The organism is Streptomyces sp. S.PNR 29, from assembly GCF_030386795.1.
Taxonomy (GTDB): domain Bacteria; phylum Actinomycetota; class Actinomycetes; order Streptomycetales; family Streptomycetaceae; genus Streptomyces.
Map to the genome: position 1 here is coordinate 165,727 of NZ_JANUQM010000016.1, position 24,147 is coordinate 189,873.

A 24,147-nucleotide genomic window follows, 5' to 3' on the forward strand; every position below is an offset into this window, starting at 1 on the left:
CGCACCATGAAGACCATCACCCACTGGATCGGCGGCAAGCCCGTCGAGGGCACCTCCGGCCGCTTCGGCCCCGTCTACAACCCGGCCACCGGCGCCCAGGAGAAGCAGGTCACGTTCGCGACCGTCGACGAGGTGGACGCCGCCGTCGCCGCCGCGAAGCAGGCGTTCGAGACGTGGGGCAGCTCCTCGCTGGCCAAGCGCACGCAGATCCTGTTCAAGTACCGCGAGCTGCTGGACGCGCACCGGGACGAGATCGCGGAGCTGATCACCGCCGAGCACGGCAAGGTGCACTCCGACGCCCTCGGCGAGGTGGCGCGCGGACTGGAGATCGTGGAGCTCGCGTGCGGCATCTCGGTCCAGCTGAAGGGCGAGCTGTCGACGCAGGTCTCCACCCGTGTGGACGTCGCCTCGATCCGCCAGCCGCTGGGCGTGGTCGCGGGCATCACGCCGTTCAACTTCCCGGCGATGGTGCCGATGTGGATGTTCCCGCTGGCCATCGCGTGCGGCAACACCTTCGTGCTGAAGCCGTCCGAGAAGGACCCGTCGGCGTCCTTCCGGCTCGCCGAACTGGCCGCCGAGGCCGGGCTGCCGGACGGTGTGCTGAACGTCGTGCAGGGCGACAAGGTGGCCGTGGACCGCATCCTGGAGCACCCGGACATCGAGGCGGTCTCCTTCGTCGGCTCGACACCGATCGCGAAGTACATCCAGCTCAAGGCGGTCGAGCACGGCAAGCGCGTACAGGCCCTGGGCGGCGCCAAGAACCACATGCTGGTCCTGCCGGACGCCGACCTGGACCTCGCCGCCGACCAGGCGATCAACGCGGCGTACGGCTCGGCGGGCGAGCGCTGCATGGCCGTGTCGGTGGTCGTGGCCGTCGGTGACACGGGCGACGAGCTGGTCGGCAAGATCGCGGAGCGGGCGAAGAACCTGCGCATCGGCCCCGGCAACGACCCGGCGAGCGAGATGGGCCCGCTGATCACCCGCGAGCACCGCGACAAGGTGGCCTCGTACGTGGCGAGCGCCGCCGAGCAGGGTGCCGAGGTCGTGGTCGACGGCACGGGCTACACGGTCGACGGCCACGAGAACGGCTTCTTCCTCGGCGTGTCGCTGCTCGACCGGGTGCCGGTGACGGCGGACGCGTACCAGGACGAGATCTTCGGCCCGGTGCTGTGCGTGGTCCGGGCGGAGACCTACGACGACGCCATCAAGCTGATCAACTCCTCCCGCTGGGGCAACGGCACCGCGATCTTCACCCGGGACGGCGGCGCCGCCCGCCGCTTCCAGCTGGAGGTCAAGGCGGGCATGGTCGGCGTCAACGTGCCGATCCCGGTGCCCGTCGGCTACCACTCCTTCGGCGGCTGGAAGGACTCCCTCTTCGGCGACCTGCACATCTACGGCAACGACGGCATCGCCTTCTACACGCAGGGCAAGGTGATCACCACGCGCTGGCCGGACCCGGCCGACGCGGGCATCAACCTCGGGTTCCCGAGCAACTCCTGATCCCGTCCCCGGAGGAGGTACGTCCATGGCGAAGACCGGTGACCGCGCACGTGCCGGGAGCGCCGGCGCGCTCAGCTCCCTGGACTTCGCCCTGGACCGCGGCAGTCCGGTGCCGTTGTACTACCAGCTGGCACAGCAGCTGGAGGCGGCGATCGAGCACGGCGTCCTCGCCCCGGGCAACCTCCTGGGCAACGAGGTGGACCTCTCCGTACGCCTCGGCCTGTCCCGTCCCACCGTCCGCCAGGCCATCCAGTCCCTCGTCGACAAGGGGCTGCTGGTCCGGCGGCGCGGGGTCGGCACGCAGGTGGTGCACAGCCAGGTCAAACGGCCGCTGGAGCTGAGCAGCCTGTACGACGACCTGGAGGCGGCCGGGCAGGGCCCGACCACGCAGGTGGTGCGCAACGAGACGGAAGCGGCGTCCGCGGACGTCGCGGCCGCCCTCGGCATCGCGGAGGGCAGCGAGGTGACCGTCCTGGAGCGGCTGCGCTGCACGCACGGCCAGCCCGTGGCCTTCCTCTGCAACTACCTGCCCGCGCCGCTCCTGCAGCTGGACACCGCCCGGCTGGAGTCGACCGGCCTGTACCGGATGATGCGCACCGCCGGCATCACCCTGCACAGCGCCCGGCAGACCATCGGTGCCCGCTCGGCCACCGCCGAGGAGGCCGCCCGCCTCGACGAGCAGCAGGGTGCGGCGCTGCTCACGATGCAGCGCACGGCGTTCGACGACACCGGGCGGCCGGTCGAGTACGGGACGCACATCTACCGGGCGTCCCGGTACGCGTTCGACTTCCAGCTGCTGGTCAGGCCTTGATCAGGTCTTGAGGGTCGCGGTGAACGGCGTGACCGGGCGCTCCCGGCGCTCGCCGTCCACGGTGATGTCGACCGCTTCGTTGAAGAAGGCGAGGAGTCCCCGTACGGCGGCCACCGCGGGCAGCGGATCCGGATAGCTCCAGACGATGTTCGGCGGCACGTCTCCTCCCCCGCGCCAGGTCCAGTACCGCGCCGTGCCCTTGTACGGGCACTGGGTGCTGTGGCCGGTGGGCTCGAACAGATCGAGGCGGACGTCCTCGGCCGGGATGTAGTACCGCGTCGGCAGGGCGGTCTCGAAGAGCAGCGCCGGGCGGCGGGTGTCGGCGACGACCGTGCCGGCGATCTCCACGCGGACATGGCGGCTGCTGGGCATCGCGTCCACCCGTTTGTGCGGGTCACGGGGATGGACGAAGATCTCCTCCTCTTCCTCGTACCAGTGGTCGAGGCTGTGGCCCCAGCGCCGGAACCACTCGAAGGCGATGTGGCCGGCGAGGTCGTCGGCGGGAAAGGTCCAGGCCGCGTTCTCCAGCAGCTCGCCGTGGACTTCGAGGTCGTAGAAGATCTGCGATCCGGCGTGCGTGCCCCTGCGGGGGCTCTTCGCGGGACGGAGCAGGTCCTCGCGGACCTCCTCGCGCGGGAAGGCGTACTGCGGCACGGGGAGCCCGGGCTCCCAGACGAGCACCGGGTGCCGGCTGTCGACGACGGTGACGTCGGCCTTGCGGCCCCGCACCCAGCGGTCGCTGGGCTCCCACAGCAGGCCCTCGGGGGTGGTGCGGATGCTTCGTTCGGTGGGGAGGAGGGTCATGGCCCGCTCTCCTTCCGGCAGGTTGCGGAGGCGACGGGGCGGGCGGCGGTCGCCAGGACCGACACGCCCAGAAACACAGCATGCCTCCGCTCGGCCCTCCGGCACGAACTCCTCCCTGTCGACCGTCAGCCGCGGCCTCCGCGTGACTCCGCTGCGTGGGCCGGGACGGGCCGCCGGAGGCCGCTGAGCCGGCCCCGGCGACGGGCCCCGGTCGGCCTGTGCCTCCGCGGCCCGCCGCATGCGACCGACGGCTGCGCCTCCGCACCCCCTGCCGCGTCGTCGTGCTGCCCCGGGGGCAGATCGCCGCGAGCGGGCCGGTGGCCTCAGTGGGCCCCGTCCAGCCGCGCCCGCTGCTCCGGCGTCAGCTGAAGGTCCACCGCTGCCAGGTTCTCCTCCAGCTGCGCCACCGACGACACCCCGGCCAGCGGGACGACCGGCAGCTCGCCGCCGATCTGCCAGGCCAGCACGACCTGGTTGACGGTCGCCCCGGTCTCCTTCGCCACCTCGTGCAGGACCGCCAGCCGCGCCGGGGTGCCCGGGTGGTCGAAGTCCCGCGGCAGCCGGTCCGGGTGGGTGTAGGCGCCCTTGAGCAGCGGCGAGTAGGCGACCAGGGTCAGGGCGGGCTCGGCCCTCAGGTAGCTCAGCAGCTCCGGGCCGGCGTGGCCGAGGCTGCCGTCGGGGAACAGATCGTCGGGTATGTCGGTGCGGGGCCGCAGGTGGCTGTGTGCGTACTGGAGCACCTCGTAGCCGGGCAGGCCCGCCGCGGCGGCCAGGGCGCGGGCCCGCTCCACCCGCCAGACGGCCTGGTTGCTCACGCCCAGCAGGCCGACCGTGCCCTCCGCGACCAGTTCGGCGAAGCCCTCGACGGTCTCGCGGAGAGGCACGGTCGGGTCGTCGATGTGCGCGTACAGCAGATCGAGCCTCTCCACTCCGAGCCGTTCCCGGCTGCGCTCGGCCGACTCGCGGATCACCTTCGCCGACAGGCCCTCCGCGTTGTCGAGGTAGCTCGTACCGGGGGCCAGGGGGCGGGCGCCGAGCTTGGTCGCGATCGTCACCTCGTCGCCGATGCCGCGGCTGCGCCGCCACCGGCCGAGCAGTTCCTCGCTCTGTCCGCCCTGGCCCCCGTCGACCCAGAAGGCGTAGTTGTCGGATGTGTCGATGAAGTTCCCGCCGGCCTCGACATACCGGTCCAGTACGGCGAAGGACGTCTTCTCGTCCGTCACCGATCCGAACAGCATCGTGCCGAGCGCGAGCACGCTCACCTCACGGCGGGTCGTCGGGTCGGTGCCGATGGTGCGGTACTGCATTGCGGTTCCCTCCCGTCCGCGCCCACGTCCGGGGCGCGTGACGGGAGTCTTCAGCTTGAAGCGCACTTCAAGGCAAGCCATGCGCCGCCCGGGACCGGCGGCTCAGCGGAAGTTCACGTCACTGCACAGGAAGTAGGTCTGGTCCATGTGCGACGCCTGCCAGATCGTGTAGACGACATGGCGGCCGCTGTAGCCCGAGGTGCTCACGGGGATCGAGTAGTTCTGGCTGGGGGCGTACCTGCCGGTGCGGGCGACCAGTTGGAGGTCGCTCCACTTCAGTGGCTGGGTGGTGGGGTCGTAGCCCTGCCGGGTGACGTACACCAGGAAGTAGTCCGCGCCGTGGCTGGCCTGGTCGTACAGCTTCACGGTGAAGTTGGCGCCGATGTCCGTCGTCTTCCAGGCCCCCACGGCGTCCAGCGAGTTGTAGCGGCCGCCCTCGGTACGGCCGCCGCTGCACAGCTGGCCGTCGGGGATGACGGCCGGGAAGTTGCCGCCGGAGCCGTTGCGGTACAGGCCGTTCCAGTTCCACATGGCGTTGGGGTTGTCCTGCCAGGCCTGCCAGCACATGGGGTCCTGCTGCGCCATGGCCGGATTCTGGAAGTCGTTCCCCCAGCGGAGCCAGCAGCCGTAGTTACGGGATGCCGGATCGACGACGGAACCGTGGGCACTCGCGGTGCCGCTCCAGGGGATCAGACAGATCAGCGCTGCGGTGATCAGGCTGAGGGCGAGTGTCCGGCGAGGGCGGACCCTGATGCGCTCTTGGTCGTGATCATGACAAACCAAGGACATGTCTCTTCTCCCGAGATGTGGGGGATTCGGGGTGCGGAAGCAGAGCGTGGGAGCGCTCCCGCACTGCACAGGCTGCGCGCGCTCGGGCAGGGCGGCAACATTCGATTGCGCCACTTCCGCACCGTGTGGCGCGATCCCGTTGCCGGGATGCGCCACACCCCCCGCTGCAAGGTTCATGACCGGCCGTGGGCCCCGTCCCCCAGGTGCGCGAGCACCTCGGCGAGCGGCAGCTCGTACCGGTCCTTGTCCTGCTCCCACCGCCGCATCACCGCTGCCGCGGCCTCGGCCATCTGGGGAGGCAGCCCGGAGGCGCGCAGGGTGTCGGCGGCTTCGCCCATTTCGGGAGCCCAACGCCACGCTCGGGCGGCGACTGAGGACAGGTCGGCGGGGTTGGAGAGGAAGTCCGCGGGCATGCGCCGGGCCTCGGCGGTGAGAAGACCGGCGACTCCGTGGCTGTCCGCCAGAGCGTGCGACACGGCGGCGAGCGTGCGGGCGGCTTTCTGGAAGGCCGCGAAGGACATCTTCAGAGCAGACGCGGCACCGACCCGGTCCCCCGCGGCCTCCACCTGGACGCGGGAGCCACGGAAGACGAAGCGGAGGAGATCCACCGCCTGCGGACCCCCCGCCAGATAGAGACGGCACGTGTGCCGGTCACCGGGTGGCGGGCCGATGACGGCACCGTCGAGCACCGAGGAAGCGGGCCGGACCTCGTGCGCGATGCGTTCCATGCGCTGGGGGCTGATGGCGTTGGCCTCGACATACAGTCCCGTGAACCCGTGCCGGGCGACGGACACGGCGACGTCCTCAGCCGCGTGCGGCGGACAGAGGGACAGCACCACCTCGCTGGCGCCGAGAGCTTCCGCGAGCGACGGACAGTCCGTCAGTCCCGCCTTCCGGGCCCGTTCCCGCGTCGCGGCGCTTCGGTCAGCAGACACCCAGAGGACCTGATGCCCCGACCGGGACGCCTGGACGGCGACGGCCGCTCCCATGGCCCCCGGGTGCAGCACGGTCAGCGTGGTCACCGCGTACCCCCCGGTGCCCGGGGCGTCGTGCCGACCGCGGCCAGGACCGGCGCGTCGGTGGCATCGAGGCTGCGCAGGATGTCCTCCACCCGCTCCTTGGCGTCCCCGAAGAGCATCTGGGTGTTCTCCCGGAAGAACAGCGGATTCTGCACGCCCGCGTAACCCGTGGCCATGGAGCGCTTGAAGACGACGACGTCGGCAGCCTCCCACACGTGCAGCACCGGCATCCCCGCGATGGGACTGGCCGGGTCCTCTGCGGCGGCCGGGTTGACGGTGTCGTTGGCGCCGATGACCAGGACGACCGAGGTGGCGGCGAAGTCGTCGTTGATCTCGTCCATTTCCAGGACGATGTCGTACGGCACGTTGGCCTCGGCGAGCAGCACGTTCATATGACCGGGCAGGCGGCCGGCGACCGGGTGGACGGCGAAGCGCACCTCGACGCCCCGCTCGCGCAGCTTGCGTGCCAGCTCCGCGACCGGGTACTGGGCTTGGGCGACCGCCATCCCGTAGCCCGGCGTGATGATCACCGAAGAGGCGGCGCGCAGCAGCTCCGCGGTGTCCTCCGCGCCGATCTCCCGGTGCTCCCCGTGGTCACTGGCGTCGCTCGTCCCCGCCGGGGCACCGAAGCCGCCCGCGATCACCGAGATGAAGGAACGGTTCATCGCCTTGCACATGATGTACGACAGGTAGGCGCCGGAGGAGCCGACCAGCGCGCCGGTGACGATGAGCAGGTTGTTGGCGAGCAGAAAGCCCGAGGCGGCCGCGGCCCAACCGGAGTAGCTGTTGAGCATCGACACGACCACCGGCATGTCCCCGCCACCGATGGAGGCGACCAGATGCACGCCGAGGGCCAGGGCCAGGACGGTGACCGCGATGAGCAGTCCCACGTGCGGGCGCGCGACGAACGCCACGGTGAGTACGGCGAACGCGGCGAGCGCGCCGAGGTTGAGGGCGTGTCTGCCCGGAAGCATGAGCGGCCGGGACTTGATGCGCGCCGCCAGCTTCAGGTAGGCGACGACGGAACCGGTGAAGGTGACCGCGCCGATGAACACGCCGATGAAGACCTCGGCGTGGTGGATGCGCAGCAGCGAGCCGGTGAGCTCTTCACCGGCATGGCCTCCGGCGTCCACGTCGAGGTAGCCGTTCCAGCCGACGAACGCGGCGGCGAGGCCGACGAGACTGTGCATGATGGCGATCAGCTCCGGCATACCGGTCATCGCCACGACCCGGGCACGCCACAGTCCGATGCCCGCGCCCACCGCCGTGGCGACGGCGATCAGCACGAGACCGGTGACGGTGATGCTCCGGGAGGCGAGACCGATGGTGGCGGCCAGCGCGACGACCATGCCCGCGATGCCCCAGACGACTCCCGAGCGGGAGGTCCGGTGCTGCGAGAGTCCGGCGAGGCTCAGGATGAACAGCAGCGCGGCGACGACGTAGGCGGCCTCTGCGGCCGTGACTGTGGTCATCCGTGATCAGCCCTTCGAGAACATGCCGAGCATCCGGCGGGTGACGGCGAATCCGCCGAAGATGTTGATGCTCGCCAGCAGGATCGCGGCGAACGACAGCACGGTGACCGCGGTGTTCCCGTGCCCGATCTGCAGCAGCGCGCCGACCACGACGATCCCGGAGATGGCGTTGGTGACCGACATCAGCGGGGTGTGCAGCGCGTGATGCACATGGCCGATGACGTAGAAGCCGATGACGATCGCCAGGACGAAGACCGTGAAGTGGCCGATGAGTTCGCTCGGGGAGAAGGCGGTCACCAGGAAGAGCCCGAGTCCTCCGGCCCCGACGAGCGCGTACGCGGACCGCTCGGAGCGTGCGGGCTTCGCCGGGGCTTCGGAGGGCGCGGCGGGTTCCGTGGCCCCGGCGGGGGCGGGCGCGGCGGACACCTGAACCGGTGGTGGCGGCCAGGTCTTCGCGCCGTCGCGGACCACGGTCATCGCGCGCTGCACCACGTCGTCGAAGTCGAGGACGAGCCGGCCGTCCTTGCCGGGCGTGAGCAGTTTCATCAGGTTGACGAGGTTGGTGCCGTACAGTTGCGACGCCTGGGCCGGGAGCCTGCCGGGCAGATCGGTGTAGCCGATGATCGTCACGTCGTTGTCGGTGACGACCGCCTTCCCTGCGACCGTTCCCTCGACGTTTCCGCCCTGTACCGCGGCCATGTCGACGATCACGCTGCCGGGTTTCATCCGCGCGACATGCTCGGCGGTGATCAGCTTCGGCGCCGGCCTGCCCGGGACGAGGGCGGTGGTGATGATGATGTCGACGTCGGCGGCCTGCTCGGCGTACAGCCGCGCGGCGAGCCGGTTGTAGTCGTCCGAGGTTGCCTTGGCGTAACCGTCGGTGCTGACCTCCTGTTCCGCCTGATCGGGCCGCACGGTCAGGAACTCGCCGCCCAGCGAGCGTACTTGCTCGGCGACCTCGGGCCGGGGGTCCGTGGCGCGGACCACGGCACCGAGGCTGCGGGCCGCGCCGATCGCCGCGAGTCCGGCCACCCCGGCGCCGGCCACCAGCACCTTGGCCGGCGGCACCTTGCCCGCGGCGGTCACCTGGCCGGTGAAGAAGCGGCCGAAGGCATGGGCGGCCTCGATCACGGCCCGGTATCCGGCGATGTTCGCCATCGAGCTGAGGACGTCCAGGGACTGGGCGCGAGAGATACGCGGGACGGCGTCCATGGCGAGCACGGTGATCGGCCGCCGCGCCAGCTCCTCGACCAGTTCCGGGTGGAGGGCGGGTCCGATGAGGGCGATCAGCGTCGCGCCGTCGCTCAGCCGGCCGATCTCCTCACGCGACGGGGCGTTGACCTTCAGTACGATCTCCGCCGGCCAGGGGTCGCCGAGCCGGGCCCCCGCCTCCTCATAGGCCGCGTCGGAGAAGCGGGAGGACTCGCCCGCTCCCGGTTCGACGATCACGTGGTACCCCAGCGCGACGAGCCGGCCCACTGTGGACGGTGTCGCCGCCACCCTGGTCTCCCCCGCGGCGGACTCGGCGGGTATGCCGATGCGTTGGGGTTCCGCTTCCGGTTCCCGTTCCGGTGCGACCATCGTCTTCCTCTCTCGTCGGTGACGTCCTGGCGCCGGGCCTGTCCGCCCGGAGATTCGTATGTCTGTCCACCCATCGCTGCCCTGATCCCTCGCGTTCGACCCTGCGAGAAGGTCGAGCCCAGTCATTCGTCGGGAATTGGACGTTCCTGCCCCGTGCGAAGGACCAGCAGGCGACCGGCACCGGGACCGCCCGGTCGCGGCAGGAGTCCGAGCAGACGGCCGAGACCGTCACGCCGACACCCCCGGGCCGGTGGTTGTACGTCTCCTCCGACGTCCCATGGCCGCGCACTGGGGCGCCGAGGCATTCAGCAACGCACGCTGGGCGCCCCTCGCCACGGAGCGGGCCCCCTACCCGTTCTGACTGCCATGTCCGCGAACTGCCCTGCGGAATTCGATCGGGGACTGCCCCGTGCGGTGCATGAAGTACTCGCTGAACTGGGACGGGTTGGCGAAGCCGAGCAGGCCCGAGATCTGGGCCGCGGTCCGGTCGCCGTGCGCCAGCAGACGCTTCGCCTCCAGCTCGACCCGGCGGTCGACGGTAGCCGTCACCGCAGGGGCAACTCGGGTCAGGGCCTAACATGTTTGGCTGACTACACAGACCTCGGAGAAGCGGGAGACTCGTGGAGATCGGCTTGACGGACACCATCAAGGCGCTGCGCAGTGAGCTGGCACAGGCCATGGCCGACGGCGAGGGCCAGCCGGTCCGGCTTCGTGTGCAGTCGGTGAAGCTCGACATGCAGGTCGCCGTGTCGACGTCGACGGAAGCCGAAGCCGGGGTCAAGTTCTGGGTCCTGTCCGCCGGTGGGAAGGCGACCGAGGACGTATCCGCCACGCACACCATCTCGTTGGAGCTCACCGCTGAGACGGCCGACGGCGGCTCGATCCTGACGAACTCCGGACGTGCGGCTGTTCTGGATGACTGACGCCGTGGCTGAGTCAGCCCGTAGGCAGCGGCTCGGACCATGTCCGAGCTGATCACCGTGCCGGATGCCGTGGACCGCGTGGCCATGGTGGTCCGTCGCGGCTCCGACGGCGTCCCTCGTTTCGCTGCTTCCGGTTTCGTGCTGGCCACGCGACTGGTCATCTGTGCCGGACATGGCCTCGCCCGGTCCGATGACACCTTTGAGGTGCGGTTGCCCGGGCGGTCCGCGATACGGGTACCCGTCACCGCCGTGGTCCGGCATCGGATCCACGAGGTGGACCTGGCCCTGTTGGTCCTCGGGGAAGGCGCGCCTCCCCTCTCTCCCGCCCGGTGGGGCGTGCTGCCCCAGGCGGTGGGGGCCGTTCCGTTCGTCGCCGTCGGATTCCCCGATCACGCGTCCCGGCAGGACGCACCGACGGCGCGTCAGCTGACCGGTTCGATTCTCCTGGGCTCGTTTCTGGGCGGCCATGAGATGGAGCTGTCCCTGAGCAGCCCTGCGCCACGGCAGGCGCAGGGGTCTCCATGGCAGGGCATATCCGGGGCAGGGGTGACCACCACGGATGGTGTTCTGGTGGGCGTGTGCACGAGCCACCATGTTCCGTCCGGAGCGGCGAGCCTGACCGCGACCGGTTTCTCCCGGCTGACCCATGATGCGGACTTCGCGCGCCTGCTCACCGAGCACGGGGTGGAACCAGTGTCGTTGGGCGGCCTCATGCCGTCTCCGTGGAACGCGGCCAGGCACGATCGCGTCCGCACTCACGCCGATGTGGTGCGCGGCCTTCTCGGACGGCGCAGCTACCTCGACCAGGCGCACCTGCCCTTCGTCCATCCGGGAATGGATCACCCCTCGCATCCGGACCGCCTGTTCGGTCGACTGAGCACGGCCGGCTCCCGCGGGGTCCTGCTGATCGGACCAGCAGGTTCGGGAAAGACGCGGACATCCTTCGAAGTGGCGGGCAGGGCCCACCGTGCCGGGTGGCAGGCACTGCACGTACAGCCCGACAGCGCCGTCACCGTCGAGGATGTGGCCGCGTCGGTTCTGTCCTGTGAGCGGCGACGGGTCCTGCTGGTGCTGGACTACCTCGACGCCTGTCCTCAGTTGGACCTGCGTGCCCTTGCCGAAGTACTGCTCCCGGAGGCCCGCAGGCGCGGGATCACCCTGGCTTGTCTGGCTTCCGTCCGCCCCGGGTCTCTGCGGGCCGTTCAGCTCCGTGGCAGTGCCAGTGCCTTTGACGAGGTTTGTCTGCGGGACGACTGGCCCCACCAATCGGCCGTCATCACCCAGGTCATCCAGTACGCAGCCCCCAAAGCCGTTCGCCTGTGGGGCGGGGAAGCACTGGCCAGGCTCTGCGGCCGCCGTCCGATCACCGCACTTCTGATCGCGCGGGCGATCGAGGAGCAGGATCTGGCCCGGCTGCCTCTGCCGCCGGCGGTCTCGGCCCGGCCCGGCGAACTGCTGGACTGGCTACGCGAAGGCATGCGGCGAGACGCTCTTGCAGCGACCACCGATCCCACGCCCTCGCCATTGCACGTCACCAGCCCCGACACCGCCCAACTGGCGTTCGCCGTGGCAGTCGCAGCCGGCCCTCAACCCAGGGAAACCGTTGAACAGGCCGTGGACACCCTCCTCAGCACGGCCAACGGCTCGGCCGGGTCGCTGGGGGGCCGACGGGTCGTCGACACACTGATCTCTCTGGGATGGCTCGACGAAACCGACGGCCAGTTGGTCGTTGTGCACGACGTCGTCACCGACGAACTCCTGCTGCACGCCCTGATGCCCCCACCCGGGTGGAGCGTCGACGAGAACTCCGCCGCCTCGGTCTTCTCGGCGCTGATGCGGCATCCTCGTACCTTCGCGGTGCTGACCGGCCATGTACGGCGGCTGGCCGCCGACATGGAGGAGCGGGGATCCACCCATCGCATCGCTGCACTGGAACGATTCTGCCGGGAATGGATCACAGCCCACGCCGGTCCGCTGGGACGTCTCCTGGCGAACGCGGGCCATGACGGCGGGCAGGCACTCCTGGCGCTGGTGACGAGCCGCCCATGGCACGGGTTCGATCACACCGTGTGGGAGCGCCTCGTGGAACCGTGGCTCGCCCGCGCCGAGGCCGACCACATCGCGCAGCCGTTCCTGACAGCCGCCCTGCAGAGCGTGGACCGCGCGCCCACCTGCCTCGTGGAGGCAGCCGTGGGCTGGCTCCTGCGTCGAGGCGAGCAGACCGACACCGAGCATCTGCTGCTCGCCCTGCTGGATCGTCCTGATCTCACTCCGGAAGCCGAGGACGTGGCGGTCGACCGCACCCTTGCCTGGGTGCCTTCCCGGCCAGGCTGGCGCCACACGCCTGCCCTGATGAAACGGCTGCTCCGGATGGACCACACCGACGACCGGCTGGGGCGTGTGGTCGAGGTCGTGCGGGATTGGCTGACCCCCCATCGCAGCTTCGGGGTGGCACCGGTGGTTCGCGCCTTCCTCCAGCGTGAAGACGTCGGCGCGGCCGCCCGCCAGGAGATCGTCGACCGGATGCTGACATGGCTGCGCGCCGCTCATCGCACAGGCTCGGACGCGGGTCCGGAGCTGTGCGCCCTCCTGGAGTACGACGGCCTCGCGGAAAGCGACCGTGCCGAGCTGACACGCTGTGCACTGGACTGGCTGGAGCAGCAGCGCAGCCACCCGAGTGCGGGCAGGGTCCTGCGAAACCTCCTGTCCAAGGACGGCTGCCCGCCGGACCTCCGGCCCCGGTTGGTCACCTTTGCCCAGTCGTGGGCCACTGGAAGGGCAGCGGGTCTCCCGGCGCAATCCGGCGTACTCCACGCACTGCTGACCGACGGCAGTTCGCCGGAAACCGTCGCTTCCCTTCTGCACCGGCTGACCGAGCAGCCGGACGCTCCCTCCGCCCCGGCCATGCTGCACCGTCTCCTGCTCCACTACGAGCACCTCGGCCGTGACCGAATGCGGGTCGCCGTCACGCTCGCCTTCACCTGGCTCGACGGCCACCCGGAACACGAGGAGTGCAGTCTGGTGCTCGGTCCCCTCCTGTCGGTGCCGGACCTGTCGTCCGCGCAGCTCCGCCACGCCGTCCGCCTGGGAACCGCGGCCCTCCTCGCGCGTCCGGACGATCACAAGCTGATGGCGATCATGCTCAGCCGGCTCGAGGGCCTGACCGCCGAGCAAGCGCGTACCGTCGCAGACGTCAGCCTGGAGTGGCTGGCGTGCCACGGGGGCAAGGCACAGCGCCGGGTACTCGCCTCCTTCCTCACCCGCCCGGACCTGTCGGTCGAGCAGGCACATATCGGCATCGACATCGCACTGGACCGCCTGAGCACCGAAACGTCGGCCAAGGGCCGCGCCATGCTCTCCGGTGTCCTACGCCATCCGGCTTTGGACGAGGACCGCCGGTCCCGCGCCGTGGACTGCGCTGTCCGGTGGCTCAGGGAACACGGCAGGCTGGCGAAGGCACGTCTGGTCATCGAGGATCTGCTCACGCTCCCGGCCCTCCGCCCTGACCAGAGAGGTCCGGCGATCCGCTTCGCCGAGGACTGGTTGGCGCATCACGGGAACGAGCCGTTCGCCCACCGCCTGCGCACCGTGCTCGGCACGCAACCGGATGCCTCACTGTCCACCTAGCCGGCGTCGCCCTGGGAGGCGGTCACAGGGGAGCCTCTGGTCTCTCTCGCCGTGAAATGCCCAAACTCGCCGTGAAATGCCCAAAGGCCGCATCGAATGTTCCGATGCGGCCTTTGACCTGCGACTCTCACAAGTCGGGACGACAGGATTTGAACCTGCGACCCCTTGACCCCCAGTCAAGTGCGCTACCAAGCTGCGCCACGTCCCGGTGCGCTTCCGCGGTGAACCGCGTGATCGCGCGAACAGCACTTTACCTCACACCGGGGCCTGCATCGAAAGGGGGCACGGACGCGGGACAATCGGTGTATGAGCAGTACATCCTCAGGCCGGCCGGTGCACGCGCGGGACCGTGACAGCGAGGGGCGGGCGCGCAACGCCCGGCCGCGGGACGGGCTCGGGCGGCCCCTGCCGTACGACGCTGACGGCGTGCCCCGGCAGCCCGAGGGGGTCGTGCGCACGCCGGAGGAGTCCCTCGCCGAGGCCCAGCGGCTGCTGGACGAGGGGAAGCCGTTCCACGCCCACGAGGTCTTCGAGGACGCCTGGAAGTCGGGTCCCGAGGAGGAGCGTGCGCTGTGGCGGGGTCTGGCCCAGCTCGCCGTGGGGCTCACCCACGCGGCCCGGGGCAATGTCACGGGTGGCGCCCGGCTGCTGCGGCGCGGAGCCGGTGCCGCGGAGGCATGGGCGTCGGCCTCCGGGCGGCAGCGGCCGTACGGGCTCGATCTCCCCGGCGTCGTGACCTGGGCGCGGGAGCTGGCGGAGGACGTGGAGCGGGACGCCGGGCCCGTCGACGCGGGGACGCGGGCGCCGCGGTTGCGGGGGCGCGGGGCGCCGTAGCGGGGCGGGCAGGGCGTCCTGGCCGGTCAGCAGGGGTGCGATGCACCGGCTGTCAGTGGCGTGCGGCAGACTCGGGGCGTGCGAAAGATTCATGTCATCGGTATCGGCGCGGGCGACCCCGACCAACTGACCCTGCAGGCGGTCAAGGCGCTGCGGAGCACGGATGTCTTCTTCGTCCTGGACAAGGGCGAGGTGAAGGCGGACCTCGTGCAGCTCCGCCGGGGCATGCTCGACGCGCACATACCGCAGGGGACGTACCGGGTCGTGGAGGCGCGTGACCCGGAGCGTGACCGCAACGCCGGTGGCGCGGCGTACTCTCCGGCTGTCGGGGACTGGCGCAGTGCGCGCGCCGACATCTACGAGCGGCTCATCGCCGAGGAGTTGCGGGAGGACGAGAGCGGGGCCTTCCTGGTGTGGGGTGACCCGGCGCTGTACGACAGCACGCTCGGGATCCTGGAAGAGGTCCTCGGGCGCGGCGCGGTGGAGTTCGAGTACGACGTCGTGCCCGGCATCAGCAGTGTCTCGGCGCTCGTCGCCCGGCATCGGACGGGGCTCAACCGCGTCGCCCGGCCCGTGCAGATCACCACCGGCCGACGGCTCGCCGAGGGCTTCCCCGAGGGCGTGGACGACGTGGTGGTGATGCTGGACGCCCACCAGACGTTCCGGCAGTACGCCGACCAGGACATCGACATCTACTGGGGCGCCTACATAGGCACCGAGGACGAGATCCTCGCCTCCGGGCCGATCGCCGAGGCCGCGCCCCGTATCGAGCGGCTGCGCGCCGAGGCACGTGAGCGCAAGGGCTGGATCATGGACACGTATCTGCTGCGGAGGCGTCCGCGGAACTGACACGACTGGGGCGTGGGTCATGCGGGTCTCGGTCATGGGCGGTCGAGGCCGAGACGCTCCAGGGCGCCCGCCACGTCGGGTACGACGGTGACTCCGGGCGGCACCGGCGGCCGTCGCACGACCACGACCGGCAGGCCGAGCTCCCGCGCCGCCGTCAGCTTGGCGGCCGTGGCCTCTCCCCCGCTGTCCTTGGTCACCATCACGTCGATGCGGTGATCGCACAGCAGCGCGGACTCGTCGGCCACCGTGAACGGTCCGCGCGCCAGCAGCACCTGTGTGTCCGGCGGCATCGGCGGCTCGGGGGGCTCGACGGACCGTGCGACGAAGTGGAGTTCCGTCAGATGCGCGAAGGCGGCCAGTCCCATGCGGCCCGTGGTCAGCAGCACCCGGCGGCCGAGGCGGGGCAACAGCTCCGCGGCCGCGCCCAGGGACGTGACCGGGTGCCATCGGTCCCCCGGGCCGGGCCGCCAGCCCGGGCGACGCAGGACCACCGCGGGTATGCCGGTCGCCGCCGCGGCCCGTGCCGCGTTCGCGGTGATCGAGGCGGCGAAGGGGTGCGTGGCGTCGACGAGGGCGTCCACGCGATGCTCGCGCAGCCAGGCGGCCAGCCCCTCCGCCCCTCCGAAACCCCCGACCCGGACCTCCCCTGCGAGCGGCCCCGGCCGGGACACGCGCCCCGCGAGCGACGTGGTGACACGGACACCGGGATGCGCCGCCAGTTCGGCGGCCAGCCGACGGGCCTCGGTCGTACCGCCGAGGATCAGGACGTGCGGAGGCATGGCGTCGAGCGTACGGGGGGCGCCCCGGCACGTCGGCGCCGAGTCCGCACGGCGGGCGTGGCCCGGCGCGGCTATCGTCCGGACATGGAATCCGTACGGGCCGTACTGATCGACATCGACGGGGTCCTCACCGTCTCGTGGGAGCCGCTGCCGGGGGCGGTGGATGCGTTGCGGGAGATCCGTGAGGCCGGGTGGGGCGTCGCGCTGGTGACGAACACGACCTCCCGGACCCGGGCGTCGATCGCGGGGACGCTTCGGGGCGCGGGGTTCCCCGTGTCCGCCGAGGACATCCTGACCGCGCCCGCCGTCACCGCCGCGTACCTCGCCGAGCACTGTCCCGGCGCTCGCTGCACCTTGCTGAACAGCGGTGACATCCGGGAGGACCTCGATGGCGTCACCGTCCTCGACGAAGCCGGCTCGGGGGCCGTGCCGGACGTCGTCATCGTCGGCGGTGCCGGTCCCGAGTTCGATTACGCGGCGCTCAACCGGGCCTTCGGGCAGCTGCAGCGCGGGGCCCGGCTGGTGGCCATGCACCGCAATCTGTACTGGCGCACGGACGAGGGACTGCAGCTCGACTCCGGTGCCTTCCTGATCGGCCTCGAACAGGCCGCCCGTACCGAGGCCGAGATCACCGGCAAGCCGTCGCGGGCGTTCTTCGAGGCGGCGCTCGCCCGGTTGGGGGTCGGCGCGGAGGAGGCGGTGATGGTGGGGGACGACATCGAGTCCGACGTGCTGGCGGCGCAGCGGGCCGGTGTCACCGGGGTCCTCGTCAGGACCGGCAAGTATCTGCCGGAGACCCACCGGGCCGCCACCGGCACACCCGATCACGTGATCGATTCCTTCGCGGATCTGCCGGGGCTGCTGCGGGGGGCGGCGCTGCAGTGAGCGGGTCGGCGCGGTGGCGACCGGTCAGCGCAGCAGCAGTTGGAGGCCACCCACGACGGTCGCCGCGATCACCAGTTGCTCGAACAGACGCTGGTTGATCCGGTTCACGGCCCATGTGCCGAACAACGCTCCGGGCACGACGAACACCGCGAGCGCCGCGTCAAGGAGCAGCGAGCGGCCGTCGATGAGGCCGAGGCCGGCGCTGAAGGGCAGCTTGGAGACGTTGACGATCAGGAAGAAGAACGCCGACGTGCCGAGGAAGCCGAGCTTGCGGAAGCCCGCGGAGAGGAGGTACATGGACATCACCGGGCCGCCCGCGTTGGCGACCATGGTGGTGAAGCCGCCGAGGATTCCGTAGGACCGGGCTTTCATACGGCCCGCCCGGCCGGTGACCGCGTCCGGCTCCTCCTCCGCCTCGGCCCTGCGCCGGCGCCACACCGTCACGCCTGCCATCAGCAGCAGGATCGCCCCGATCGACGTCCGTACGATCGCGTCGTCCGCCCACATCAGGAACAGCGTGCCGACGACCACTCCGGCCGCGACCGCCGGGAACAACCGCCACAGCGTGGGCCAGTGGGCGTGCCGCCGGTAGGTGAGCACGGCCAGCACGTCTCCGGCGATCAGGACCGGCAGCAGCACACCGGTGGAGGCGCGGGCGGGCAGGACCGCCGCGAAGATCGCGAGGCTGACCGTGTTGGCACCGCTCACGGCGGTTTTGGAGAAGCCGACGAGAAGGGCTGCGAAGGCGAGGGCGGCGAACTCCCAGCCGGTGAGGTGCCAGAGCGTCATCGTGTTCATGCGGTGACCGATGCTATGTGCAGGCAACCGGTGCCTGTAAGTGCCGTCTCGCCAGGTGGCACCCGACGGACGCTGCCGGCCTCGCCGGGGGATGCCGCGCTAGTGCCGCTCCACCAGCACCGCGCTCCCCTGCCCCACCCCCACGCACATCGTCGCCAGCCCGCGGGCCGCCCCCGTACGCCGCATGCGGTGGAGCAGGGTCGTCAGGATGCGTGCCCCCGAGCAGCCGAGCGGGTGGCCGAGGGCGATGGCGCCGCCGCTGGGGTTGACCAGGTCAAGGTCGATGCCGAGTTGGTCCACGCAGGCGAGGGCCTGGGCCGCGAACGCCTCGTTGAACTCGGCCTCCTCGATGTCACCGACGCTCCAGTCGGCGCGTGCGAGTGCCTTGCGGGTGGCGGGGACGGGGCCGATGCCCATGACGTCGGGATGGACGCCGGCCGAGGCGCCGGCGACGTAGCGGCCGAGCGACTCCAGGCCGAGTTCGTTCAGGGCCTCCTCGCTGACCAGGAGGAGCCCGGCGGCGCCGTCGTTCATCGGTGAGGCATTGCCCGCGGTGACCGTGCCGCCCTCGCGGAAGACCGGCTTCAGCTTCGCCAGCTTCTCCAGCGAGGTGTCCTCGCGGATGCACTCGTCGGCGTCGACCACCATGCCGTCCGGGCGGTCCACGGGCAGGAGTTCGTCGTCGAAGTGGCCGTTCTTCCGGGCGTCCGCGGCGAGGCGGTGGCTGCGCAGGGCGAACTCGTCCTGGCGTTCGCGCGGGATGCCGTACCGTTCGGCGACCTCCTCGGCGGTTTCCCCCATGGACAGCAGACCGTGCAGGTCCTTCATGGCCGGGTTGACCAGGCGCCAGCCGAGGCGGGTGTCGAAGGTCTCGACGCGGTGCGGCAGGGCCTCGTCCGGTCGGGGCAGCACGAAGGGGGCGCGGCTCATCGACTCGGAACCGCCCGCGAGCACGATGTCGGCCTCGCCCGCGGCGATGGTGCGGGCGGCGGCGGTGACCGCTTCGAGACCGGAGGCGCACAGCCGGTTGACGGTGGCGCCGGGCACGGATTCGGGGAGCCCGGCCAGCAGCGCGGCCATGCGGGCGACATTGCGGTTGTCCTCGCCGGCCTGGTTGGCGGCGCCCCAGTAGACGTCGTCCACGCGGGCCGGGTCCAGTGCGGGCACGTCGGCGACCAGGGTCCGGATCACCGTGGCGGCGAGGTCGTCGGGCCGCACGGTGGACAGGGCACCGCGCAGTCTGCCGATGGGGGTGCGGCGGGCGGCCGCGAAGTGGACGGGACGCACTACCAGGACTCCTGACCGTCATCGCTCAGTCGTCGGGCGCCGCGGAAGTCGCCGGCACCGACCTTAATTAGCGCTGCTAGTTTTTACTATAGACCGGCGGGCGGCCCCCTGGGAAGATCTCACCGGGCCTTCACCGACGCAGCTGGAGGAGCTATGGCCGAGATCCGCGAGCACGTCCTCACCGGAACCCGGGGAGCGGTCGCCGTCCGCGAGTGGCCTCGGGAGCGGCCCCGGTACGTGGCGCTCGTCATGCACGGATACGGGGAGCACGCCGGCCGCTACGAGGAGCCGGCCGGTGTGCTGGTGGCCCACGACGCGGCCGTTTTCGGGCCCGACCACATGGGGCACGGGAGGTCGGCGGGCGAGCGGGTGCTGATCGAGGACTTCGAGGACGTGGTCACCGATGTGCGGGCTGTCGCCGAGTCGGCCCGGGCCGCCCACCCGGACCTCCCCGTCGTCATGATCGGGCACTCCATGGGCGGTCTGATCGCGGCCCGCTACGCACAGCGCCACCCCGGCGAGCTGAGCGCGCTGGTGCTGTCCGGTCCGGTGATCGGCGACTGGGAGCTGCCGCGGCGGCTGCTCGCCCTCGACGAGATCCCCGACACGCCGATCAACCCGGCCGCGCTCTCCCGCGATCCGGCGGTCGGCGCGGCGTACGCCGCTGATCCGCTGGTCTGGCACGGCCCGATGAAGCGGCCGACGGTGGAGGCGTTCGCGCGGACGCTTCAGGCCGTGTCCCAAGGCGGTGACGTCGGACGGCTGCCGCTGCTGTGGCTGCACGGCGACGACGACCGGCTGGTACCGCTCCCGGGCAGCCGCGTCGGCGTCGAGAAGCTGAGCGGCGGCGACCTGACCGAGCGGATCTACCCCGGCGCCCGGCACGAGGTCTTCAACGAGACCTGCAAGGCAGAGGTGTTCACCGACCTGACACGCTTCCTCGACGGCGTCCTGACACGCTGATCGCGCTCTCACCGGTCACCGGCCGCGCACGCCGAAACCGCTCTCCAGGGCCATCACAGGCCGCGTTTGCACCGGTTCGGCCTGGGCACCCGCGCACGCATGGAGTGGTTGCGGCGCGCTGCCTGCGTAGGCGAGGACCCCGAGTTGTTCTTCCCCGTCGGCACGTCCGGCCCTGCGCTGCGGGACATCACGGCGGCGAAGCGTGTCTGCGCCCGCTGCCCGGTGACCGACGACTGTCTGCGTTTCGCGATCAGCAGCGGACAGGCCGCGGGCGTGTGGGGCGGCACCTGCGAGGAGGAGCGCGACGCACTGCTCCGTGTCCCCAGAGACGACGCGAGGAGGAGAAGCGCGCTATGACCGTCGTGAAGAGCACGCTGCCCGACGACGCCCGCCGCGTCGCCGGCGATGCGCTCCAGGACACCCTGGTCGATCTGCTCGGCCTGTCACTCATCGGCAAGCAGGCGCACTGGAACATCGTGGGACCGAGGTTCCGCTCCATCCATCTCCAGCTCGACGAGGTGGTCTCGGCCGCACGGGGTTTCTCCGACACGGTGGCGGAGCGTGCCGCGGCGCTCGGCGTCCCGCCGGACGGCCGCCCGGAGACCATCGCGGCCCGCTTCCACCTGCCCGGCCCCAAGGACGGCTGGCTGCAGGACAAGGACGTCGTCCAGGTGATGGTGGAGTCGCTGGAGGCGGCGATCGGGCGGCTGCGCGAGCGTATCGAAGCGACCGAGAAGCCGGACCCGGTCACCCAGGACCTGCTGATCGGCATCACCGCCGAGCTGGAGAAGCAGCGGTGGATGTTCGACGCGGAGAACTGGCCCCGCGACTGACTGGCGCACGGCCCGAACACATACGTACCAAAGGGTCACGCGAGGGCTCCCGCCCGGGGGCCACGCGAGGCTCGCACCAACGGGGCCACGTGAAGGCTCGCCCGGCCGAGTCGTCCGATGGCCCGCACGGAAGGGGCACCCATGACCGACGCCCTTGAACTCGACGCGCTGTGGGAGGACTTCCACCGCGTGGTGAACATGACCTCGGCGGAACTCGCGGCCTGGCTGCGGGTGCGCGACGCCGACGAGAACGCGGAGCCGCTGCCCGAGGACGCGGGCTCGCCCACCGGGCAGCACGTCCTGGCGATCCTGCAGAAGCGGCGCACGGACCTCACCGAGGACGATCTGCGCGTGATGCGGAAGGTCGTGGACACCGTCACCGCGCAGGCGGACGTGGAGAACGAGCCGGAGACCGAGGAGTCGGCCGAGGACACGCGCCGTCGGCACCGGCTGATGACCCTCGGCCACGATCCGCTCAAGGCGTAGCCGTGAACCGCGACGAGCGCGTCGTGAGAGAGCTCGTCGGCGCGCACGGGCAGACGTACGCCGAGGAGGCGGGCATCCGGCTGAAGGACACCCCGCAGCCGCTGTACCGGCTGCTGGTCCTGGCCCATCTGCTCAGCGCCCGCATCCGCGGCTCGATCGCCGTGGCCACCGCCCGTGCCCTGTACGAGGCGGGGCTGCGCGATCCCCGTCGTATGGCCGGGGCCGACTGGCAGGAGCGCGTGGACGCGCTCGGCCGGGGCGGCTACCGGCGCTACGACGAACGCACCGCCACCCAACTGGGCGACGCCGCCGAGCTCTTGACCGAGCGCTGGGGCGGCGACCTGCGACGGCTGCGGAGGGAAGCGGACGGCAAGCTGTCCGAACTGCGTCATCTGCTCCAGGAGTTCCCCGGCGTGGGTCCGGCCGGCGCCGACATCTTCCTGCGCGAGGTCCAGCTCGTATGGCCGGAGGCGGCCCCGTACCTCGATCGCAAGGCCCTCCAAGGCGCGGAACGCCTCGGGCTGCCGAAGACCCCGGACCGGCTTGTCGAACTGGCCGGGACGACCGAACCGGCCGTGCTCGCCGCCGCGTTGGTGCGCGCCGCGGTCGACAAGGAGGTGGCCGAAGACGCCCTCCGTCGCGCCGGATGATGCATGTCAGACTGCTCGCACATACCGGCGAGCAGAGGAGCACCCGTGACCGCGACCGAGCCGGCCGCCCAGCGGATCGACACGTCCCGACCGCATCCGGCCCGGGTGTACGACTGGTTCCTCGGCGGCAAGGACAACTATCCGGTCGACGAGGAGCTCGGCCGGCAGATCGCGTCGATCAACGGTCAGGCCCCGCGGCAGGCGCGCGCCAATCGCCGGTTCATGCAGCGCACCACGCGGTTGCTCGTCCAGGAGACGGGAATCCGCCAGTTCCTCGACATCGGGTCCGGCATCCCCACCGAGCCCAACCTGCACCAGATCGCACAGTCGTTCGCGCCGGACGCGCGAGTCGTGTACGCCGACAACGACCCCATCGTCCTCGCCCACGCGGCCGCCCTGCTGCGAGGTACTCCGGAGGGCGTGACGCAGTACGTCCAGGGCGACGCGCGCGAACCGCGCGAGATCCTCGAACGGGCCGCGGCGGCCCTCGACTTCGGCCGGCCCGTCGCCGTCTCCCTGAACGCCCTGCTGCACTTCATCGCCGACGAGGACGGCGCCCATGACCTGGTGGACACCCTCGTCGACGCGCTCGCGCCGGGCAGCTGTCTGGTGCTTTCGGCGATGACCGCCGACTTCGAGCCGGAGAACGTACGGCGGGGCATCGCGGCGTACGCCGCCTCGGGGGTCACGCTCGTGGCCCGCTCGCACGCCGAGATGTCCCGCTTCTTCAAGGGACTCGACGTGCTGGAGCCCGGGATCGTGTCCGTGTCGGACTGGCGCCCCGACCTCGCGACGGACGAGACCCCGGACGAGGACGGGCTCGTGTCCCTGTACGGCGGGGTCGGGCTCAAGCGCTGACGGGCCCGGAGGGTACGTCACCCGGCCTCGCCCCACGCCGCGCCACCCGGCGCTGTCGTCAGCGTCGCCGCGCCGGAAACACCGCCCGTACCTCCCAGCCTCCACCGACCCTCGGCCCGGCATGCAGCGCGCCGCCCAGCGCGGTCACCCGCTCGGTCAGGCCGACGAGGCCGAAGCCGCCGCCGTGCGCGGCCTCCGGGAGCTGTCCGTCACCGACACCTCCAGCCGGTCGCCCTCGCGGCGCAGGCCGACGGTGACCTCCGCCGCGTCGGCCGCATGCCGTCGTACGTTCGTCAGCGCCTCCTGCACGACCCGGAAGGCGGCCGCCTGCACCTCGTGGGGCAGGTCGTCGGGCACCGCGGGATCGCGGCGCAGCGTGACCTTCTGGACGGGGCTCGCGAAACCCTCCGTCAGCTCGACGATGGAGGCCAGGTCGCCCACCGGGCGCCGACCGAATGCTGGTACCGCAGAGGCAGCGCGAGGAGGGCCACGCCGTCCAGCGCGCCGCATGTCACGGCCCACGGCCGGGGGCGAGAACATCACCGTGGTCGCGGAGGCCCCCGACGGCGAGGAGGCCGTGGCGCTGGCGCGCCGGGAGCGGCCGGACGTGTGCCTGCTGGACATCCGGATGCCGAAGCTGGACGGGCTGGAGGCGACGCGCATGCTGGCCGGGCCGGACGTTCCCGATCCGCTGCGGGTGGTCGTGGTCACCACCTTCGACCTCGACGAGTACGTGTACGGGGCGCTGCGCGGCGGCGCCTACGGGTTCCTGCTCAAGGACTCCGGCCCCACGCTTCTCGCGGAGGCGGTCCGCGCGGCCGCGGCCGGCGACTCGCTGGTCTCCCCCTCGGTCACGGTCCGTCTGCTCAGGCATGTCACCAGCGCGGGTACCGCCGAGCAGCGCCCTCCCGCGCCCGCACCGGCCCCGCTCGCGGAGCCGCTGACCGAGCGGGAACGCCGCGCCGCACGGGCGCCGCGAGCCCTCACCACGCCCCTCCCCCCAGCCCTCACCCGAACGGTCCGCTGCGCTGGTGACCCGACCGGCCCGATGGTGCGCTGAAGGGCACGCGTCCCGTTCCCAGGAGGCATACG

At 71.3% G+C, this 24,147-nt stretch carries 24 protein-coding genes, 1 tRNA gene and 1 pseudogene; 14 read left to right on the plus strand and 12 right to left on the minus strand.

Features of this window, described 5'->3' with window-relative positions; genetic code table 11:
• The first annotated feature begins 6 nt into the window (after positions 1 to 6).
• Together NW895_RS34765 and NW895_RS34770 are read left to right on the plus strand one after the other, a co-directional pair.
• Entirely contained in the window at positions 7 to 1,500 is a 1,494-nt protein-coding gene (locus NW895_RS34765; RefSeq protein WP_289940794.1) for a CoA-acylating methylmalonate-semialdehyde dehydrogenase, read from the plus strand.
• A 25-nt stretch (positions 1,501 to 1,525) separates the two neighbouring features.
• Positions 1,526 to 2,311, plus strand: coding sequence for a GntR family transcriptional regulator (locus tag NW895_RS34770; protein ID WP_289940796.1), 786 nt, complete (start codon positions 1,526 to 1,528; stop codon positions 2,309 to 2,311).
• Here the strand turns inward: NW895_RS34770 and NW895_RS34775 are convergent, their stop codons facing one another.
• The 7 genes from NW895_RS34775 to NW895_RS34805 form a co-directional block, all read right to left on the minus strand.
• The gene (locus NW895_RS34775; protein ID WP_289940797.1) at positions 2,312 to 3,115 is read right to left on the minus strand and encodes a DUF427 domain-containing protein; all 804 of its coding nucleotides are present in this window, start codon (positions 3,113 to 3,115) and stop codon (positions 2,312 to 2,314) included.
• Between the two features lie 323 nt (positions 3,116 to 3,438).
• Positions 3,439 to 4,422 (minus strand): aldo/keto reductase, encoded by a 984-nt coding sequence (locus NW895_RS34780; RefSeq protein ID WP_289940798.1) that lies wholly within the window; start codon positions 4,420 to 4,422, stop codon positions 3,439 to 3,441.
• A gap of 102 nt (positions 4,423 to 4,524) precedes the next feature.
• Positions 4,525 to 5,211: a lytic polysaccharide monooxygenase auxiliary activity family 9 protein gene (locus NW895_RS34785; protein ID WP_289940799.1), complete on the minus strand. Its 687-nt coding sequence runs from the start codon at positions 5,209 to 5,211 to the stop codon at positions 4,525 to 4,527.
• A gap of 173 nt (positions 5,212 to 5,384) precedes the next feature.
• Positions 5,385 to 6,233, minus strand: coding sequence for an NAD(P)-dependent oxidoreductase (locus NW895_RS34790; protein ID WP_289940800.1), 849 nt, complete (start codon positions 6,231 to 6,233; stop codon positions 5,385 to 5,387).
• On the minus strand, positions 6,230 to 7,702 hold the full coding sequence (gene pntB / locus NW895_RS34795) for a Re/Si-specific NAD(P)(+) transhydrogenase subunit beta (RefSeq protein WP_289940801.1): 1,473 nt from the start codon (positions 7,700 to 7,702) through the stop codon (positions 6,230 to 6,232). The genes NW895_RS34790 and pntB overlap by 4 nt, the downstream gene beginning before the upstream one ends.
• 6 nt (positions 7,703 to 7,708) lie before the next feature.
• Positions 7,709 to 9,283 carry a Re/Si-specific NAD(P)(+) transhydrogenase subunit alpha gene (locus tag NW895_RS34800; RefSeq protein WP_289940802.1) on the minus strand — a complete coding sequence of 525 codons (1,575 nt, stop codon included), beginning with the start codon at positions 9,281 to 9,283 and terminating at the stop codon, positions 7,709 to 7,711.
• A gap of 348 nt (positions 9,284 to 9,631) precedes the next feature.
• Positions 9,632 to 9,832: a helix-turn-helix domain-containing protein gene (locus NW895_RS34805; RefSeq protein WP_354670147.1), complete on the minus strand. Its 201-nt coding sequence runs from the start codon at positions 9,830 to 9,832 to the stop codon at positions 9,632 to 9,634.
• 83 nt (positions 9,833 to 9,915) lie between these two features.
• Between NW895_RS34805 and NW895_RS34810 the strand changes: the two genes are divergently transcribed.
• Both NW895_RS34810 and NW895_RS34815 read left to right on the plus strand, forming a co-directional pair.
• Complete coding sequence (locus NW895_RS34810; RefSeq protein ID WP_289940804.1) at positions 9,916 to 10,206, plus strand: trypco2 family protein; 291 nt, start codon at positions 9,916 to 9,918, stop codon at positions 10,204 to 10,206.
• A gap of 39 nt (positions 10,207 to 10,245) precedes the next feature.
• Entirely contained in the window at positions 10,246 to 13,833 is a 3,588-nt protein-coding gene (locus NW895_RS34815; protein WP_289940805.1) for a serine protease, read from the plus strand.
• Positions 13,834 to 13,967: 134 nt separating this feature from the next.
• Here the strand turns inward: NW895_RS34815 and NW895_RS34820 are convergent.
• Positions 13,968 to 14,041: transfer RNA gene (locus NW895_RS34820), tRNA-Pro, on the minus strand.
• A gap of 98 nt (positions 14,042 to 14,139) precedes the next feature.
• Between NW895_RS34820 and NW895_RS34825 the strand changes: the two genes are divergently transcribed.
• Entirely contained in the window at positions 14,140 to 14,667 is a 528-nt protein-coding gene (locus NW895_RS34825; protein WP_289940806.1) for a DUF309 domain-containing protein, read from the plus strand.
• A 78-nt stretch (positions 14,668 to 14,745) separates the two neighbouring features.
• Positions 14,746 to 15,516, plus strand: coding sequence for a precorrin-6A synthase (deacetylating) (gene cobF, locus NW895_RS34830; protein WP_289940807.1), 771 nt, complete (start codon positions 14,746 to 14,748; stop codon positions 15,514 to 15,516).
• 32 nt (positions 15,517 to 15,548) lie between these two features.
• Here the strand turns inward: cobF and NW895_RS34835 are convergent, their stop codons facing one another.
• Complete coding sequence (locus tag NW895_RS34835) at positions 15,549 to 16,295, minus strand: cobalt-precorrin-6A reductase (protein WP_289940808.1); 747 nt, start codon at positions 16,293 to 16,295, stop codon at positions 15,549 to 15,551.
• An 84-nt stretch (positions 16,296 to 16,379) separates the two neighbouring features.
• Here NW895_RS34835 and NW895_RS34840 point away from each other — a divergent pair, with 84 nt between their 5' ends.
• Positions 16,380 to 17,180 (plus strand): TIGR01458 family HAD-type hydrolase, encoded by an 801-nt coding sequence (locus NW895_RS34840; protein ID WP_289940809.1) that lies wholly within the window; start codon positions 16,380 to 16,382, stop codon positions 17,178 to 17,180.
• A gap of 24 nt (positions 17,181 to 17,204) precedes the next feature.
• On the opposite strand, the gene NW895_RS34845 is transcribed toward NW895_RS34840, so the two are convergent.
• Together NW895_RS34845 and NW895_RS34850 are read right to left on the minus strand one after the other, a co-directional pair.
• Positions 17,205 to 17,978, minus strand: coding sequence for a sulfite exporter TauE/SafE family protein (locus NW895_RS34845; protein WP_289940810.1), 774 nt, complete (start codon positions 17,976 to 17,978; stop codon positions 17,205 to 17,207).
• A gap of 99 nt (positions 17,979 to 18,077) precedes the next feature.
• On the minus strand, positions 18,078 to 19,265 hold the full coding sequence (locus tag NW895_RS34850) for a thiolase family protein (RefSeq protein ID WP_289940811.1): 1,188 nt from the start codon (positions 19,263 to 19,265) through the stop codon (positions 18,078 to 18,080).
• Positions 19,266 to 19,418: 153 nt separating this feature from the next.
• On the opposite strand from NW895_RS34850, the gene NW895_RS34855 reads away from it, so the two are divergent.
• The 6 genes from NW895_RS34855 (at position 19,419) to NW895_RS34880 (ending at position 23,055) form a co-directional block, all read left to right on the plus strand.
• A complete protein-coding gene (locus NW895_RS34855) occupies positions 19,419 to 20,228 on the plus strand; it encodes an alpha/beta hydrolase (protein ID WP_289940812.1) in 810 nt (269 codons plus the stop codon).
• Positions 20,229 to 20,327: 99 nt separating this feature from the next.
• Positions 20,328 to 20,585: a WhiB family transcriptional regulator gene (locus tag NW895_RS34860; RefSeq protein WP_289940813.1), complete on the plus strand. Its 258-nt coding sequence runs from the start codon at positions 20,328 to 20,330 to the stop codon at positions 20,583 to 20,585.
• Entirely contained in the window at positions 20,582 to 21,061 is a 480-nt protein-coding gene (locus tag NW895_RS34865; protein ID WP_289940814.1) for a DNA starvation/stationary phase protection protein, read from the plus strand. Before NW895_RS34860 ends, NW895_RS34865 begins: the two co-directional genes overlap by 4 nt.
• Before the next feature lie 141 nt (positions 21,062 to 21,202).
• Positions 21,203 to 21,547, plus strand: a complete 345-nt coding sequence (locus NW895_RS34870) for a DUF3140 domain-containing protein (RefSeq protein ID WP_289940815.1) — start codon at positions 21,203 to 21,205, stop codon at positions 21,545 to 21,547.
• A 2-nt stretch (positions 21,548 to 21,549) separates the two neighbouring features.
• Positions 21,550 to 22,197, plus strand: a complete 648-nt coding sequence (locus tag NW895_RS34875; RefSeq protein WP_289940816.1) for an endonuclease — start codon at positions 21,550 to 21,552, stop codon at positions 22,195 to 22,197.
• Positions 22,198 to 22,242: 45 nt separating this feature from the next.
• Positions 22,243 to 23,055 carry an SAM-dependent methyltransferase gene (locus NW895_RS34880; RefSeq protein WP_289940817.1) on the plus strand — a complete coding sequence of 271 codons (813 nt, stop codon included), beginning with the start codon at positions 22,243 to 22,245 and terminating at the stop codon, positions 23,053 to 23,055.
• A gap of 58 nt (positions 23,056 to 23,113) precedes the next feature.
• On the opposite strand, the pseudogene NW895_RS34885 reads toward NW895_RS34880, so the two are convergent.
• Positions 23,114 to 23,505: pseudogene (locus NW895_RS34885) on the minus strand (ATP-binding protein); the annotation flags it as partial.
• Between the two features lie 58 nt (positions 23,506 to 23,563).
• On the opposite strand from NW895_RS34885, the gene NW895_RS34890 reads away from it, so the two are divergent.
• A complete protein-coding gene (locus NW895_RS34890; protein ID WP_289940819.1) occupies positions 23,564 to 24,115 on the plus strand; it encodes a response regulator transcription factor in 552 nt (183 codons plus the stop codon).
• The last annotated feature ends 32 nt before the right edge of the window (positions 24,116 to 24,147 follow it).

Coding starts and splice junctions, on each gene's coding strand:
- NW895_RS34765 (WP_289940794.1), top strand. CDS start 7: ATGAAGACCATCACCCACTGGATCGGCGGCAAGCCCGTCGAGGGCACC.
- NW895_RS34770 (WP_289940796.1), top strand. CDS start 1,526: ATGGCGAAGACCGGTGACCGCGCACGTGCCGGGAGCGCCGGCGCGCTC.
- NW895_RS34775 (WP_289940797.1), bottom strand. CDS start 3,115: ATGACCCTCCTCCCCACCGAACGAAGCATCCGCACCACCCCCGAGGGC.
- NW895_RS34780 (WP_289940798.1), bottom strand. CDS start 4,422: ATGCAGTACCGCACCATCGGCACCGACCCGACGACCCGCCGTGAGGTG.
- NW895_RS34785 (WP_289940799.1), bottom strand. CDS start 5,211: ATGTCCTTGGTTTGTCATGATCACGACCAAGAGCGCATCAGGGTCCGC.
- pntB (WP_289940801.1), bottom strand. CDS start 7,702: ATGACCACAGTCACGGCCGCAGAGGCCGCCTACGTCGTCGCCGCGCTG.
- NW895_RS34800 (WP_289940802.1), bottom strand. CDS start 9,283: ATGGTCGCACCGGAACGGGAACCGGAAGCGGAACCCCAACGCATCGGC.
- NW895_RS34815 (WP_289940805.1), top strand. CDS start 10,246: ATGTCCGAGCTGATCACCGTGCCGGATGCCGTGGACCGCGTGGCCATG.
- NW895_RS34825 (WP_289940806.1), top strand. CDS start 14,140: ATGAGCAGTACATCCTCAGGCCGGCCGGTGCACGCGCGGGACCGTGAC.
- NW895_RS34835 (WP_289940808.1), bottom strand. CDS start 16,295: ATGCCTCCGCACGTCCTGATCCTCGGCGGTACGACCGAGGCCCGTCGG.
- NW895_RS34840 (WP_289940809.1), top strand. CDS start 16,380: ATGGAATCCGTACGGGCCGTACTGATCGACATCGACGGGGTCCTCACC.
- NW895_RS34845 (WP_289940810.1), bottom strand. CDS start 17,978: ATGAACACGATGACGCTCTGGCACCTCACCGGCTGGGAGTTCGCCGCC.
- NW895_RS34855 (WP_289940812.1), top strand. CDS start 19,419: ATGGCCGAGATCCGCGAGCACGTCCTCACCGGAACCCGGGGAGCGGTC.
- NW895_RS34860 (WP_289940813.1), top strand. CDS start 20,328: ATGGAGTGGTTGCGGCGCGCTGCCTGCGTAGGCGAGGACCCCGAGTTG.
- NW895_RS34865 (WP_289940814.1), top strand. CDS start 20,582: ATGACCGTCGTGAAGAGCACGCTGCCCGACGACGCCCGCCGCGTCGCC.
- NW895_RS34870 (WP_289940815.1), top strand. CDS start 21,203: ATGACCGACGCCCTTGAACTCGACGCGCTGTGGGAGGACTTCCACCGC.
- NW895_RS34890 (WP_289940819.1), top strand. CDS start 23,564: ATGTCACGGCCCACGGCCGGGGGCGAGAACATCACCGTGGTCGCGGAG.